The organism is Helicobacter typhlonius (assembly GCF_001460635.1).
In the GTDB taxonomy this organism is placed as follows: Bacteria; Campylobacterota; Campylobacteria; order Campylobacterales; family Helicobacteraceae; genus Helicobacter_C; species Helicobacter_C typhlonius.
This window is the reverse complement of the sequence record NZ_LN907858.1, coordinates 439,313-454,534: the sequence shown is the minus strand read 5'-3', so window position 1 is coordinate 454,534 and position 15,222 is coordinate 439,313. Positions and strand designations below refer to the sequence as shown.

General features: G+C 39.1%; 17 protein-coding genes and 1 tRNA gene. 12 read left to right on the top strand and 6 right to left on the bottom strand.

From position 1 onward, the window contains the following. The first annotated feature begins 15 nt into the window (after positions 1-15). The 4 genes from BN2458_RS09835 to BN2458_RS02250 all read left to right on the top strand — a co-directional run bounded on the left by BN2458_RS09835 (position 16) and on the right by BN2458_RS02250 (position 1,461). A complete protein-coding gene (locus BN2458_RS09835; RefSeq protein WP_138117619.1) occupies positions 16-231 on the top strand; it encodes a hypothetical protein in 216 nt (71 codons plus the stop codon). 31 nt (positions 232-262) lie between these two features. Next, positions 263-361 (top strand) — tRNA-Sec (locus tag BN2458_RS09830). A 35-nt stretch (positions 362-396) separates the two neighbouring features. Continuing rightward, on the top strand, positions 397-663 hold the full coding sequence (fliQ, locus tag BN2458_RS02255; protein ID WP_034326847.1) for a flagellar biosynthesis protein FliQ: 267 nt from the start codon (positions 397-399) through the stop codon (positions 661-663). A gap of 6 nt (positions 664-669) precedes the next feature. Further along, entirely contained in the window at positions 670-1,461 is a 792-nt protein-coding gene (locus BN2458_RS02250; protein WP_034342098.1) for a UDP-N-acetylmuramate dehydrogenase, read from the top strand. A gap of 1 nt (position 1,462) precedes the next feature. Here BN2458_RS02250 and BN2458_RS02245 read toward each other — a convergent pair whose 3' ends face one another. The 3 genes from BN2458_RS02245 to BN2458_RS02235 are packed head-to-tail and all read right to left on the bottom strand — an operon-like array spanning position 1,463 to position 4,759. Then, a complete protein-coding gene (locus BN2458_RS02245; protein ID WP_034326843.1) occupies positions 1,463-3,475 on the bottom strand; it encodes a hypothetical protein in 2,013 nt (670 codons plus the stop codon). After that, positions 3,469-3,900, bottom strand: a complete 432-nt coding sequence (locus tag BN2458_RS02240; protein ID WP_052082026.1) for a GtrA family protein — start codon at positions 3,898-3,900, stop codon at positions 3,469-3,471. Before BN2458_RS02240 ends, BN2458_RS02245 begins: the two co-directional genes overlap by 7 nt. Beyond that, on the bottom strand, positions 3,860-4,759 hold the full coding sequence (locus tag BN2458_RS02235; protein ID WP_231944825.1) for a glycosyltransferase family 2 protein: 900 nt from the start codon (positions 4,757-4,759) through the stop codon (positions 3,860-3,862). The genes BN2458_RS02240 and BN2458_RS02235 overlap by 41 nt, the downstream gene beginning before the upstream one ends. Before the next feature lie 417 nt (positions 4,760-5,176). Between BN2458_RS02235 and secG the strand changes: the two genes are divergently transcribed. The 7 genes from secG to BN2458_RS02200 all read left to right on the top strand — a co-directional run bounded on the left by secG (position 5,177) and on the right by BN2458_RS02200 (position 10,604). Continuing rightward, positions 5,177-5,554, top strand: coding sequence for a preprotein translocase subunit SecG (secG, locus tag BN2458_RS02230; RefSeq protein ID WP_034325591.1), 378 nt, complete (start codon positions 5,177-5,179; stop codon positions 5,552-5,554). Positions 5,555-5,563: 9 nt separating this feature from the next. Continuing rightward, a complete protein-coding gene (gene frr / locus BN2458_RS02225; protein ID WP_034325588.1) occupies positions 5,564-6,121 on the top strand; it encodes a ribosome recycling factor in 558 nt (185 codons plus the stop codon). A 3-nt stretch (positions 6,122-6,124) separates the two neighbouring features. Beyond that, complete coding sequence (thrS, locus tag BN2458_RS02220) at positions 6,125-7,936, top strand: threonine--tRNA ligase (RefSeq protein WP_034325585.1); 1,812 nt, start codon at positions 6,125-6,127, stop codon at positions 7,934-7,936. Next, on the top strand, positions 7,933-8,457 hold the full coding sequence (gene infC / locus BN2458_RS02215) for a translation initiation factor IF-3 (RefSeq protein WP_034325582.1): 525 nt from the start codon (positions 7,933-7,935) through the stop codon (positions 8,455-8,457). The genes thrS and infC overlap by 4 nt, the downstream gene beginning before the upstream one ends. A gap of 21 nt (positions 8,458-8,478) precedes the next feature. After that, positions 8,479-8,673 carry a 50S ribosomal protein L35 gene (gene rpmI, locus BN2458_RS02210; RefSeq protein WP_034325579.1) on the top strand — a complete coding sequence of 65 codons (195 nt, stop codon included), beginning with the start codon at positions 8,479-8,481 and terminating at the stop codon, positions 8,671-8,673. Positions 8,674-8,754: 81 nt separating this feature from the next. Continuing rightward, positions 8,755-9,108, top strand: coding sequence for a 50S ribosomal protein L20 (gene rplT / locus BN2458_RS02205; protein WP_034325576.1), 354 nt, complete (start codon positions 8,755-8,757; stop codon positions 9,106-9,108). Between the two features lie 338 nt (positions 9,109-9,446). Continuing rightward, positions 9,447-10,604 carry a metallophosphoesterase gene (locus BN2458_RS02200; protein ID WP_034325573.1) on the top strand — a complete coding sequence of 386 codons (1,158 nt, stop codon included), beginning with the start codon at positions 9,447-9,449 and terminating at the stop codon, positions 10,602-10,604. A gap of 443 nt (positions 10,605-11,047) precedes the next feature. Here BN2458_RS02200 and BN2458_RS02195 read toward each other — a convergent pair whose 3' ends face one another. From BN2458_RS02195 to BN2458_RS02185, 3 genes are read right to left on the bottom strand one after another with little or no spacing between them, the layout of a single operon-like run. Further along, positions 11,048-11,545: a phosphatidylglycerophosphatase A family protein gene (locus BN2458_RS02195; protein WP_052082118.1), complete on the bottom strand. Its 498-nt coding sequence runs from the start codon at positions 11,543-11,545 to the stop codon at positions 11,048-11,050. A 10-nt stretch (positions 11,546-11,555) separates the two neighbouring features. Continuing rightward, positions 11,556-12,461, bottom strand: coding sequence for a response regulator (locus BN2458_RS02190; protein WP_034325570.1), 906 nt, complete (start codon positions 12,459-12,461; stop codon positions 11,556-11,558). A 28-nt stretch (positions 12,462-12,489) separates the two neighbouring features. Further along, positions 12,490-13,653, bottom strand: coding sequence for a bifunctional 2-C-methyl-D-erythritol 4-phosphate cytidylyltransferase/2-C-methyl-D-erythritol 2,4-cyclodiphosphate synthase (locus BN2458_RS02185; RefSeq protein ID WP_081951435.1), 1,164 nt, complete (start codon positions 13,651-13,653; stop codon positions 12,490-12,492). 192 nt (positions 13,654-13,845) lie between these two features. On the opposite strand from BN2458_RS02185, the gene thiC reads away from it, so the two are divergent. After that, the gene (gene thiC, locus BN2458_RS02180; protein WP_034325568.1) at positions 13,846-15,219 is read left to right on the top strand and encodes a phosphomethylpyrimidine synthase ThiC; all 1,374 of its coding nucleotides are present in this window, start codon (positions 13,846-13,848) and stop codon (positions 15,217-15,219) included. Positions 15,220-15,222: the final 3 nt, after the last annotated feature.

Below are 15,222 nucleotides of genomic sequence, written 5' to 3'. Positions count from 1 at the left end.
TTAGAATCTACATAAATGTCTAGATTCTATTCAAGTAGCCCAAAAACCAAAATAGCTTCATTTTGCGATTGTGTGCGTTATTGGAATCTTTGGAATCTTAAGCCCACATTGGTGGGTGGATTGCCAAAACTCGCACAAAATTACAACCCGAGCGTGAATTTATCATATTGTTTATGGAATCTAACCATAATTTACTCCCATTCACTTGATTTTTTTGAATCTAAAGTATAAAATGCAGATTTTATTAGATGAGTTCTAGTAATGGAGGGCAAATATCTCTGGTGGGTATCGTGGGCTTCAAACCCATTGAGAGGCTAGGTGTCTAGTCTCTGGGGAGTTCGATTCTCTCGCCTTCCTGCCAACTTGAGCATTAGATTCTTAACTTAAGGATTTCTTATGGAAGAACAACTTATGGCACTCGCAGTTCAAACCTACAAGCTCACACTCATTCTCTCGCTCCCTATGCTTTTAGCTGGACTTATCGTGGGGCTACTCGTGAGTATTTTTCAAGCTACTACGCAAATCAATGAAATGACACTCACTTTTGTGCCTAAGATTCTAGCCGTGGTTGTCGTCATCATATTTGCTATGCCTTGGATGATGAATATGATTACAGAATACGCGCGTATGCTCTTTACGATGATTTCTAATATCAATTTTTAGCCATAAATGCAAAGCAAAGTTATTGACTTCTCCGCGTATTCAAGCCTCAAAATCGGTGTCCCGCTTGAAGTTTTTGTGATAGAAAGCCCTCAAGACTTGCAAGAGGCTTTAAGCAAAAATCTCCGCATTATTGGCAAAGCAAACAATCTCCTTGTTTCCCCAAATGCTCAAAATCTTGCCGTGCTGGGTAAAAATTTTGCCTATCTTACCGAGCAAGATAATCTTATAGAAATTGGCGGAGCATATAGCTCTGGGCGGATTTTTAGTTATTTCAAATCACATAATCTTAATGGGCTAGAGTTTCTTAATGCCCTGCCCGGCAGCCTTGGCGGACTTATCAAAATGAATGCGGGAATGAAAAGCTATGAAATTAAAAATATTTTGCACTCAGTGAATATCAATGGGCAGTGGCAAAGTATAGAATCTATCTCGATGAATTACCGCCATAGTGGCATTAGCGGCATTATCCTTGCGGCAAGATTCTATAAAAAAGTGGGCTTTGATATGGCTATTTGGGAAGAGTGCGTAGCCTTGCGTAAATCCCACCCGCACGAGCCAAGCTGTGGTAGCTGCTTTAAAAATCCTAAAGGAGACTTTGCAGGAAGACTTTTAGAATTTGTGGGCTTAAAAGGCTTTTGCATTAACGATGCGGCATTGAGCGAGAAACACGCCAATTTTCTTATCAACAAAGGCAAGGCTACTTTTGATGACGCCCTCTCTCTTATTGCACTCGCTAAAAAACGGGTTTTTGAAGCAAATGGTATTGACTTAGAATGCGAAGTGCAGATTCTACACTAAATCATTCATACTTTTTTGAGTTTGAGAGCATAAATGCCACAAAACTCACAACTGCCATAATCCCTAGTGGTAATATAGGCGACATATAGCGGCTTTCTGCCACAGGCGTAAAAGCAGCGATAAAAAATGCGCTAAAGAATCCAGCAAATCCTATGCTAAAACTCAGTATGAGAAGTTTAACTGATGTTTGTGCTATCTTATCAATTTCTTTACACCTTATATATTTGACAAGCAAGAATCCCGCAAGGAGCATTACAGAAGCATTGAGTAGCACGCCCCATAGATGATTAAAAACAATGCGATGTGTATATAAAAAATCATAAATTTCCCTTTGTATCGGACTAAACACTATACTTCTTTCATTTTGAGAAAAACCACTTACAACTTGCAAATGATATGGATGCTGCGCTTTTTGCTCTAAAGCTGTTGCATTAAAAATCCATTGTGGTTGCTGAATCCACATTGCTTGAATAAATCTTAGCTCGTGTGCGACAAAGTAATGCGGGTATTTACATATTGCCTTTATCCATTGTTGGTGCAATCCATCTATCTTGCCATAAGGAATAGGACGCTCATCATCATATCCCCAAGACACATTGAATGGGTCGGCATTAAGCGGATATTTTTTATACAATGCCTTTATATCTTCCCAATTTTTATGTGGATAATACCACTCTTCTTTGAAGCAGCTTGAATCATTAGCAGGCACACACATTGCCGCAAGCTGAAGCAAAAATAGGTGATTGGCAGGATAAGCAGTTGAAGTTTTAAGAATCTTTGGAACAAAAATAACAATACAAAGACACACGAGCGCAGCACTCACTACGCCCTTTACATAGTGCCAAGTAAAGACTTTCTTATCTAATCCCCTATCGCATAGCCACATATACACAAGCACAAAACTCACAGGAAATACGCTAAAAATCGCATTATGTCGCCATAAAATCGCGCAAAAAAACACTATGCCTACGCTACACCATAAACCTATGCTTATATATCTCTTTTGCAACGGCACAAGGATTATAAAAAACACCATAGAATACCCGCAGAAAAGTAGCATTGGCAGCGCAAAGCTATGATACTGAATAAAATTTTGAAAATAAATATTGCCTACTAATAAAGGAAAGAGTAACGAAATTGCAAACACACTCTTAAAGCGCAAATAGAATCCCCACACAAGAAAGAAAAGCCCAGCATAAAAAGGCACGAGATTAAAAAGATAAAGATAATAAAGATGTTTGCCAAAAAGCGCGTAGAGGAATTCTAAAACATAAGATATAAATACCGGGTGTCCGTTATCCTTCGTCAATAATATAGAACTATATGTATCGCCAATGATATGGAATCCGGGGAATCCTAGCCAAAATTGAAATGCAAAAAGCAAAGCGATGAGTAAGCCGCTTATGCCAAGAAATATCTTATCTTTTTTGTTTAAAGTAAGTGTGTGAAGCAATGTTTTCTTAGGATAAGTTGTATTTAATTTCATAGAATCTCTTGCATACACATAAACAAACCCGCATATAAGCACATAAATCAATATACTCAAAGAGTGATACAACAAATAAGATTCAAAATGTGTAACATAGCTCAAAGTGCCTATATTTTTGCCTATTTGCAGCTCTTTATTTGTGTCAATATCAATATAATTCCAGCTTTGACGCACATCTCCTACTAATCCTATATCTTTGCTCCACTGCATATCAAGGAGTGAGATTGTTGCAAATTGTGTATGAGCGCGAAATATAGGATTATCAAACTTCAGTTTCACGCTATAAGTATATGCAGATTGCTTAGAATCTTTGATACAAGCATTTTCACATTCTTTATCAGCCAAACATCGTTCCTTGCATTCAAGCACGACATTAGAATGCACTATCATCGTGGCAGTATAGATTCTATCCTTACTCATTACCTTAAGCACACCAAAGCTAATGCATATAATCACAAATAGTGCAACCCAAAGCATTAGTGCGATTTTCACCCCACGACTTAATCTTTGAAAACTCTTTAACATTCCTTGTATCCTTGTTTATAAATCAATACTTTACGCGCAAAGAATCCATAAAATGCCACAATGCCAGAAGCTAAAATCTTTGCTATCATTGCTTCAATACCGCAAAAATCCACGCATATCCACAAAATCAAAGTGTTTAGTCCAATACCAATAAGATTTATCGCATAAATTGCCACAACTTCCGCGCCAATATGCAAAGTAGATGCGCCAAAGACAAATTTTCTATACAGCACGATACCACACGCACTCGCACACACAAACATTATAAGCGAGGCTAAGACATAGTGCAGATGATATATATAATGCAAGATATAAAATCCTACCCACTCACCAATGCTTACTGCGCCCCCGATAATGAGATATAATAAGGCTTGATGTGCTGTTTTAGTTTTCATCACATCTTGTTGTAAAGAATCTAGACGCATTGAGATAGGCTAAATATCTGCCCTCTCTAATACTGCACGTTATGAGATAAGCCAAAAGCCCCGTAATAAGAAGCACTACACTCACTATGCCAAGCCCGACACATACAAACAAAGTAGGGAATCTTGCTACTTTAGAAGTCTCTAAAAATTCCATAACAACAGGCACACTAAAGGCAATTCCCACAATCAAGCACAACGCACTTAAAATACCAAATACAAATAATGGACGCTCTGTAAAAAGCAGATTAAGAATCATAAGGGAAATTTTGAATCCGTCCTTGAAAGTAGAGAGTTTAGAGAAGCTCCCTTGTGGTCGTGCTTTACAAGGAGCTTTCACTGCAGCTGTGCGAAGTCTTTGTTGCAAGGCAAAAATAGTAAGTTCTGTCTCTATTTCAAAGCCATTGCTATGAGCAGGAAAGCTTTTCACAAAAGCATAAGAAAAGATTCTATATCCACTTAACATATCGCTTATTTTCGTGCCAAAGAGTATTTGTGCGCTTTTAGAAAAAAGTCTATTTCCAAAGCTATGAAGCGGACGATAGATGTGAGATTCACTCTCTCGTGCGATGTTGAGCATATCAAGCTTTTGCGTGAAAAACATATTGAGCGCGGAGGGCAAGGCTGAAACATCATATTGAGTATCCGCATCAATCATCACATAACAATCTGCTTGAATAAGCGCAAATGCCTCTCTCATAACTGCACCCTTGCCTTGTGTGGATACTTTATAGAGATAGAGTGATTTATCGTACATTGAAGCGATTTTAGTTTCTACAATCTTATATGAAGAATCGCTTGAATTATTATCAAACACATACACGAAGCTTTGGGGGAGAATTTCAAAAATTTCATCAATCACGCGCCCGATTGTAAGCTATTCATTGTAGCACGGAATGATAATGGCGATTTTGGCGGAGTATAATATAGAATCTAATGTATTTAGATTTGTATTTGGGCTAAGAAATGCCCCCCCCCGATACATTATGTGAGGAAAGATGATTATTTTGCTGCATTTTTGTGCCTTATTATGACTTTAAATTACAAAGCGATGTGTGATTATAGCTTAGGATTTTCAATTTTACAAAGTTTCGCATAGATTTTACGCTGCGGGGTTTGTGCTATGTATTATTGTTGTATTATATTTATGGCACTACATATCAATATAGATTCTGTAATTTCACAAAATAAAGCCAATCACAAGCTTGTTATAAGGATTTTTTGCTACAATCGTGTGCTTAATTTTTAATGATTTCATTTTTATGATTTGGAGTAATAAATGGCAACCACCCTTTTTGTTGTGCAAATTGTCTTAGCAGTATTTATCACTATCATCGTGCTTTTGCAAAAAAGCTCGAGTATTGGGCTTGGTGCTTATAGCGGGAGCAATGAATCTGTATTTGGAGCAAAAGGTCCTGCTGGATTCTTATCAAAATTTACGATGTTTTTGGGGCTGCTTTTTATCATTAATACCATTGCACTAAGCTATGCCTACAACAAACAGAGCCAAAAAAGCGTGTTTGACGCTCTGCCAAGCGATGTTTTATCCGCCTCCCCTGCTGAAACAGATGGAGCAAATGCGTTTATCGTTGATGAAAATGCTGCTCCGTCTGCTCCTCTGCTTCAAACAGAGCCTATACAAAATAACGATAACTAAAGGAATCTTATGCTTAGCGAAATATATAAAGATGCTAAATCCCATATGGATAAGTCAATAGAATCTTTGCGTAGGGATTTTGCCACTCTCCGCAGCGGTAAGGTAAGTGTGAGTATCCTCGATAATATTCGCATAGATTATTATGGCACACCTACACCACTTAATCAAGTAGGTTCAGTTATCGCACAAGATGCGACAACTATCATCATCACGCCGTGGGAAAAGCCATTACTCAAAGATATTGAAAAAGCCATTCAAGAAGCAAATATTGGAGTGAATCCAAATAGCGATAGTGAGTGCATTAAGCTCTTTTTTCCTCCTATGTCTCAAGAGCAGAGAAAAGAAATTGCCAAAAATGCTAAATCTATGGGTGAAAAGGCAAAAGTCGCTATCCGCAATATTCGCCAAGATGCAAATAATCATATCAAAAAACTTGAAAAAGATAAGGGCATTACCGAAGATGAGAATAAAAAGGCACTTGATGAGATTCAAAAATACACCGATGAATATGTCAAAAAATGCGATGAAATGGTAAAGCATAAAGAAGAAGAGATAATGAAGGTATAGGGAATGAGTGAAGTTATAGGCATTAAAGCAAATAAAGATATTTATGACCTTATTACCGCCAAAGAGCAAGGTATTAGCGGGGAAGAGATAGCTTTTGATAATTCTTTTGAATCTTTAAATATTATCCGCCACTCGTGTGCGCATCTTATGGCTCAAGCGATTAAATCCCTTTATCCCGAAGCACAATTTTTCGTAGGACCTGTGGTAGATGAGGGATTCTATTATGATTTTAAAGTCAATAGCAAAATTGGCGAGGAAGATTTGCCTCGTATAGAATCTGCTATGCGTGAGATAGCTAAAAAAGCCTACCCTATCACAAAGATTACCCTACCACGCGCGGAGGTAGAAGCAAGATTTAAGGCTGATGAGCTTAAAGCAGCAGTGATGAGTCGTATTCAAAGTGATACGCTAAGTATCTACTCACAAGGCGATTTCGAGGATTTATGTAGAGGACCTCATCTCCCACATACTGCACTTTTAGAGCATTTTAAACTCACAAAGATTGCAGGGGCATATTTGGGTGGTGATGAAAAGGCACAAATGCTAACTAGAATCTATGGCATTGCCTTTGCAGATAGACAATCACTCAAAAACTACCTCTACCAGCTTGAAGAAGCAAAAAAACGCGACCATCGCAAACTTGGGCAAGAAATGGGGCTTTTTACCTTTGATGAAGAAGTTGGCGCAGGATTACCTATATGGCTACCCAAAGGGGCAAGATTGCGTAGAAATATTGAGAATCTTCTTACTCAAGCGCTCATAGAACGAGGCTATGAGCCGGTGAGAGGACCGGAGATTCTCAAAAGTGATGTGTGGAAAACGAGTGGGCATTATGCAAACTATGGCGAAAATATGTATTTTACAACCATTGATGAAGTAGAATATGGTATTAAACCGATGAATTGCGTGGGGCATATCAAAGTCTATCAAAGTTCGCCAAGAAGCTATCGTGATTTGCCTTTGCGTTTTTATGAATATGGCGTGGTGCATAGACACGAGAAAAGCGGCGTGTTGCACGGCTTATTGCGCGTGAGGGAATTTACACAAGATGATGCACATATTTTTTGCAAAGCCGAGCAGATTGGCGCAGAAGTGAATGATATTATCGATTTTTGCAAAAGCGTGATGAATGCCTTTAACTTTAGCTATGAAATGGAGCTCTCCACCCGCCCAGAGAAGTCCATAGGCGATGAGAAAGTATGGAAAAGCGCGACTGCTGCGCTCAAAGAGGCACTAGAGCAAAATCATATCAACTACCGCATAGATGAGGGTGGCGGGGCATTTTATGGACCAAAGATTGATATTAAAATCACTGATGCTATTGGCAGAAAGTGGCAATGCGGGACAATTCAAGTCGATATGAATCTGCCCGAAAGATTTAGTCTTAGCTATACCGATGAGTACAACGAGCAGGTGCAACCTGTAATGATTCACCGCGCACTTTTAGGCTCTTTTGAACGATTTGTGGCAATTTTGACAGAGCATTTTGCTGGAGAGTTTCCGCTATTTATCGCACCCACACAAGTGATTTTAATTCCCATTGGTGAAGCACAGCTTGAATATACAAAGACTTTACGAGCTAAGATTCTAAATATTGGTGCTTATGCTGAAGTGCTTGATAAAAATGAGAGTTTAAGCAAAAAAATAAGAATTGCAGAAAAGCAAAAAGTCCCGCTCATTGTGGTAATTGGCGAAAAAGAAGTAGAAAGCAAGATTTTAGCAATCCGTGATAGGCGGGAAAAATCACAATATGAACTCGCAGAAGATGACTTCATCACTGCGCTAAAAACCAAAATAGGAGAGGTTAGCTTTTGAGCAAAGAAGAAGTGTTACTCAATGAGGAGATAGATTTCAAAGAAGTGCGTTGTGTCAGTGATAATGGCGAGGTGTATGGTATTATTCCTTCAAGCGAAGCATTAGCCATAGCACAAAAAGCTGGGCTTGACTTGGTGCTTATCTCACCCACTGCCAAACCGCCTGTGTGTAAGGTTATGGATTATGGCAAATTCCGCTACCAAGCCGAAAAAAAGCAAAAAGAAGCACGCAAAAAACAAAAACAAATTGAGATTAAAGAGATTAAGCTCTCAACCCAAATCGCGCAAAATGATATTAACTACAAAGTCAAGCACGCAATTGAGTTTTTAGAATCCGGCAAACACGTGAAATTTAAGGTATTCCTAAAACAGCGCGAGATGAGCATCCCCGATGCTGGAATGGATACCTTGCGCAAGGTTGCGGCAATGATAGAGGATATTGCGGTGGCTGAGAAAGAACCAAAGCTTGAGGGAAAATATCTCAATGTGCTTTATGTCCCAAAGAAAAAAGACAAACATTAATCTTATGAAAGGAGAGTGATAATGCCAAAGATGAAAACAAATCGTGGCGCAGCTAAACGTTTTAAGCTTAAAAAAAATGCAATCAAACGTGGCTCTGCGTTTAAGAATCATATCTTAACCAAGAAAAAACCTAGACGCATTGCTAATCTTAATGCACCAAAATATGTTCACAGCACTAATGTTGATTCTGTAAAAAGCCTACTTTGTATGGCTTAAGAATCTAGCTCCCCATAGTTGCTTTAAGCAAAAATGGGAAAGAGAAGCGTAGCTTACACCTAGAAAGGTAAAGGAGAAAAAATGAGAGTAAAAACAGGCGTTGTCCGAAGACGAAGACACAAAAAGATTCTAAAACTTGCGCGAGGCTTTTATAGCGGACGCCGCAAACATTTTAGAAAGGCAAAAGAGCAGTTAGAGCGCAGTATGTGCTATGCTTTCCGCGATAGGAAGCAAAAGAAGCGCAATTTTAGACAGCTATGGATTACGCGTATCAATGCGGCGTGTAAAATGAATGGCATAAACTATTCTCGCTTTATGTATGCCCTCAAATGCGCGAATATCGAGCTTGATAGAAAAATCCTTGCTGATATGGCGATGAATGATATAAACGCATTTAATGCTATTGTCGCAAGTGTGAAAGATAAGATTAAATAGCTTTTGTGCTTTAAAATCTTTGATTTAAAGCCCATACTCGGTGTGTGAAATGCGCCCTAGCGTATGGATTACACCACGAGCGTATTAGAATCTGTAAAAATCGCGTGAGGTATGATCTTTTACGCGGTTTTTACATTGTATTTCATATCTTTGCATTACAATGAGCGTGTGTTGCTCGTCTTTTATGTATTATGCTATGACTAATTATGCGGATTCAAACAAAATACGTCAAAGACACTTGGTAGATTTTATAGAATCTCAAAGGAATTGTAAGCTTTTCAAGCTATCTAGATTCTATAAAGTCTCATTTAGATTACATCTCTACACAAGGAAGCCCTATGCAAGATATACCACAATTTGCCCAAATGCAGAGCGCGATTTTTCCTTTTATGGGCTCACTTCTTTTTATTGCACTTCATATCTATATCTATAAAGCCTTGCTTAAATCACTCTCTACCAAAGCATTTGTGCGCCTTGTGTGGAAAATTTTTACCATTCTTAACGCCCTGCATTGTATCGCTTACCTCTTTTTGCGCGATAGTGCGAATGTCCCTCAAAGCTTTTATTTTTTGCTCTCACTCTGTCTTGGTATTGCCTTTGTCTTTGCTATGGCGGCTTTTTTGTATCAATGCTTCTCACTCATCATTATGGCTTTACGCACAAAAAGTGCGCGTTCGCGTTGGCGACATAGGACAAAAGTCGCTATTTTTGCCTTAAGCCTTGTTATGCTCGCCTTTGGCACTTATAATGGCGTGAGGAAGCCTGATATTATCGAACATACAATTCCTATCAAAGGCTTAAATAAGCCCATAAAGGCGGCGGTGCTTAGTGATGTGCATATCGGTGGGCTAATGGAGCATAGCAAGATTCAACAAATTGTGGAGATGACAAATGCCCTCGAAGCTAATGTGATTTTCATCACTGGTGATTTGGTCGATGCGAGGCTACAAAATGTAGAATCAGTCGTGGATTTACTTAAAAATCTTAGCGCGAAAGATGGTGTATTCTATGTGTTGGGTAATCACGAATACTTCCACGATGTATATAATATCCTTGACAAACTCAAGTCTTTAGGTTTTAAAATTCTTATCAATGAAAACTATGTGCTAAATGGCGTGGTAAATATTGCGGGAATGGCGGATTTTATGGGGTGGCGAGTGGGCTATTTAGAGCCAGATTTTGAGCAGACTTTCGCCCATATCGATACTACACTGCCTACAATCCTCCTCAATCATCAGCCAAAGGCGGTATATTTCCTTGAAGATTTTTATAATAAAGTGGATATAGTAGTGAGCGGACACACGCACGGCGGACAAATTTTTCCCTTTTCTCTTGCTATGCTTTTGCAGCAGCCTTACATCTCTGGACTACATACATTTGACAACGAGCATAAGACAAAAGTCTATGTATCACAAGGTGCAGGATTCTGGGGACCACCTATGCGCGTAGGAAGTGAGCGCGAAATTAGTGTGCTAAATCTTGTGCCAGAACAATAAGATTCTATTTTGCATTCTAAAATCCCATACAATTACACGCTCTAGCCTATTGTGCTAAGCCACGAGGCTTAAAGCCAAAAAGATGATATTTTATAGAATCTAAACCTTTCAAAAAACCCTATAAATTCTGTTTTTGCATAGAATAACACAAAGAAACGCTAAAATATATATATCTTTTGTGTATTTCGCCTAAAAAAATTCTTTAATGATTAATTGGATAGAGATACCAAAACAAATACATATTACAAAGAGTTTGATGATTTTTGCTCCGTGCTTTATCGCAAATTTTGCCCAAGACTTGCACCGATAATTTGCCCTGCACACATTACTATCCCTATTAGGATAAAAAATATAACAAAGAAGATATTAATACTACTAAAGACAATAGAGGGAGAATGTGCTAAAGCTTTGCCAAGTCTATATCCTCCAACACTTACAACCACCTAAAACCAAACAGGTATATCTTGCAAGATTCCAAATCTCTCCGCACCTAGTATGAGTAACGCCCCTACAAGCCCAGCAATCACCCCAGCAAGCGCGTCATCGCCTACTACGCCAAGTCCGCCCTTGCATTCTCTATCAATCTTGCCAATATATGAAGGTTTGGTAATGTCAAAGATTCTAAAAAACACAAATGCCAAAACAAGCTCCAGCACTCCAAAGCCGATGATTGACATCGCTATCCATACACCCACAAGCTCATCAATCACTATGCTTTTATCATCGTGCGTATGCGTGTGTGCCTCGTATAAGTCAATATACTTTACCGCCACGAGTGCAATAAATACACTTAATAAAAATAAAGTCTCACGCGAATAATACACAATGGGCGCACCCAAAATCACGGCTAACGTACTCCCAGCAGTCCCGGGAGCTTTGGGGCAGTAGCCACTATACAAAAGGCTTAAGAATAAGTCTTTAATGAGTTTTTGTTTTTTCATTCTCTAGATTCTAAGCTTGTGTTGTGTTTTTGTTTTTACGGATAATACCATACTTCTTGCGCTTTTCCCACAGGCTTTTGCGGCTCATACCAAGCTTTTTAGCGAGTTCTATATCAGGGTAGCGACTTTCATATTTAGCTATAATGATTTTCTCATATTCTTTCACGGATAGAATCTCCCCGCCAAGCTCCACGCTATTAGACTGACACGAAATATCTATCACTTGAGGAAAAGCGATTTTTTCACTTGAAACAACAGAGAGGATAACATTATACTTTAGGGCTGCTTCTAAAAAGTCCTTTCTGTCACTCTTTTTAAGCCCCTCTAAATTTGTGATGTAATAAATCTCATTTTTCTTAGGTGGCACACGAAAAATACTTTTCCAAGTCTCCTCTTTGAGTGAGTGGAATTGAAAATGTATATGCTTCTCTCGTGCATATCGCATAGCATAAATATCCGCGCTCCTTTGAGAATTTGTCTTAATCACAAAAGGCGGATTATACAAAAATGGCTCGGGTGTGCTTAATTCACGCTCGATAAAGCTGAAATAACTGCGATAAAAACTAATCTCTTCATTCATCTCTCTATAAGTCCTATAATGCGTGATTTTGCGTATCAGCTCATCAACAATAAAAGGCTTTACGATATAATCTGTAACGCCATTACGCAAGGGCTTAATCACTGTGTCATCATTGATATAAGCGATCATTAAAATGATAATCGCCTGTGGATAAATCTTGCTTAACTCCGTATAGCCATCATTAATCGTCCCAAATGAAGCCAAAATCACATCATAATGGTCTTTTTGCACCTCTTTAAGAGAGTGTGCTATCACACATTCCAAGCGCAAATCGCTCAACTTGTTTGCAATACTCTGTGCTAGATAAATCTCATTTTCAATGATTAATACTTTCATTTTACCTCTCCCCTATTGTAGATTCCAATCATTTTTCCTCCTTATTTTGATATTTATGAGTTTGCCAATCAAAAAATCCCATACTTACTTGCGCTTGCACGCATACTCCCTCTTTGCGTCCCACAAAGCCCAAGCCTTCCGTGGTTGTTGCTTTGATATTAATGCGTGAGAGTGGCACTTGTAGAATCTCCGCCACAACTTTACGCATTTGTGCCTTATATGGAGCAATCTTTGGCACTTGTGCCATAATACTTATATCTGCATTATGTAACTCATAGCCCACACTTTGGGCAAACTCATAAATCTCTTTTAGAAGTATTTTAGAATCCGCGCCTTTATATGCCACATCTGTATCGGGGAACCACTGCCCTATATCGCCCCCACCTATCGCGCCAAGTATTGCATCACACAGCGCGTGCAACGCCACATCGCCATCACTATGAGCCTTAAAACCAAAGGGAGATTCTATTCTCACGCCACAGAGCCACATTTCTTTAGAATCTTCAAACTCGTGTATATCAATGCCACTACCGACAAAAGTCCTCGCGCTTGGGGAATTAAGATGATGCAAGGACAAATCACTACTAAAGGTAAGCTTATTCATTAGCGCACTGCCCTCTACAAAGGCGATTTTTCCACCGTGTGAGTGGATTGCCGAGCTTTCATCGCTAAAGTCTTTTTCTCCCCTTAAGGCTTCTTTTAATGCGCTTACTCGGCTTAGTTGCGGAGTTTGAATAAGCTTTAAAGATTCTCTTTTGAGATAATCTCCCTCATAAAAGCTCGTATCCACCACACGCAAAAATGGCACGACACAATCAGTATATGAATCTTGCCTCATTTGCACAATCATTTCTTCTATCACAGACGCTACACTATTCCACCGCGCGACATCACTGACTAACACAAAGGGGGTATTGACACACTCTAGTGCATTACGCAAAGAATTTACACGCGTATCACCACCACGCACGATATGGTATTCACTCATATCTTTCATATAAGTATAATCTGTGCTCGAAGCAGTAATAAGCACTTCTTTAAAATCAAAATGTGAAGTAATATTGTGAGTAGCCACAAGCCACAAAGGCTCTTCGCCCACGCGTAACCACTGCTTTTTGCAATTGCAATCTTTGCGAAACCTCGTAGCATCTCCCGCTGCCATCATAATAAGTGTAATGTCATCTAAAACCAAAGTCAAAATCCCAATTCATCAAAATAAAAAGAGTATTCTAGCATTAGAAAACAAAAAATAAGCTAAAATTTGTTACTTAAATTCCCATATTGTTTAACTTTATTTTAAATTTTCTGTGTGCATTTTGTAAAATTAAATAGCATAACAATCACTTAATTTTTTTTAAGAATCCGCTTCCAAAAAGGATATTATATGAGAACACAATGGGTGCAAGAACGCGCCAATGATTCAATCCGCACACAGCTACACTACGCCAAAAAGGGCGTTATCACAAAAGAAATGGAATATGTGGCAAATATTGAATCCATCTCCCCCACTCTCGTGCTTGAAGAAATTAAGCGCGGGAGGCTCATTATCCCTGCAAATATCAATCACACCAATCTTAAACCTATGGGTATTGGCATAGCCACACGCACCAAAATTAACTCAAATATCGGTAGCTCCTCACTTGCAAGCTCCATTGATGAAGAAGTAGAAAAAGTTAAAGTATCTATTAAATATGGTGCGGATACGATTATGGACTTAAGCACCGGTGGGGATTTAGATGAAATACGCACTGCAGTTATTCAAGCCTCAAGTGTGCCTATTGGAACGGTGCCTATGTATCAGATTCTCTATGATGTAAAAAATGATGTATTAAAACTTGATATTGACACAATGCTTTCCGTCCTTGAAAAACAAGCACAGCAAGGCGTGAGCTATTTTACTATTCACTGCGGCTTTTTGCTCTCACATATGCCTTTTGTCGCTAAGCGCAAAATGGGTATTGTCTCACGTGGTGGTAGCCTTATGGCAAGTTGGATGATGCACTACCACAAAGAGAATCCATTCTATGAGCATTTTGATGAGATTCTAAAAATTTGCCAAAAGTATGATGTAAGCCTCTCTTTGGGGGATTCACTGCGCCCGGGCTGTTTGGCTGATGCGAGTGATGAGGCGCAATTTGCCGAACTCAAAGTGCTAGGAGAACTCGCCAAAAGAGCGTGGGAAGCCGATGTGCAGGTAATGATAGAGGGTCCCGGACACGTGCCGCTTAACCAAATTGAGCGCAATGTTGAGCTTCAAAAACAATATTGTAACCACGCACCTTTTTATGTGCTAGGACCTTTGGTTACAGACATTGCGGCAGGATATGACCATATCGCAAGTGCCATTGGTGCGTGTGTAGCGGCGTGGAAAGGTGTGGCAATGCTCTGCTATGTAACGCCAAAAGAGCATTTAGGACTGCCTAATGCCAAAGATGTGCGTGAGGGTATTTTAGCTTACAAAATTGCTGCACACGCTGCAGATATTGCTCGTGGGCGTATAGGTGCGCGTGATAGAGATGATGCAATGAGTGATGCACGATATGCTTTTGATTGGAATAAGCAATTTGAACTCGCCCTTGACCCAGATAGAGCGCGTGAATACCACGATGAAGCCTTACCCCAAGAAGTATTTAAAGATGCTGAATTTTGCTCAATGTGTGGTCCAAAATTCTGTAGCTATAAAATCTCACAAGATATTTTTAAAGCCCATAATGCTAGAGAATCTGAAGATACTCAACCTCTAGCATCAAATCAATGATAA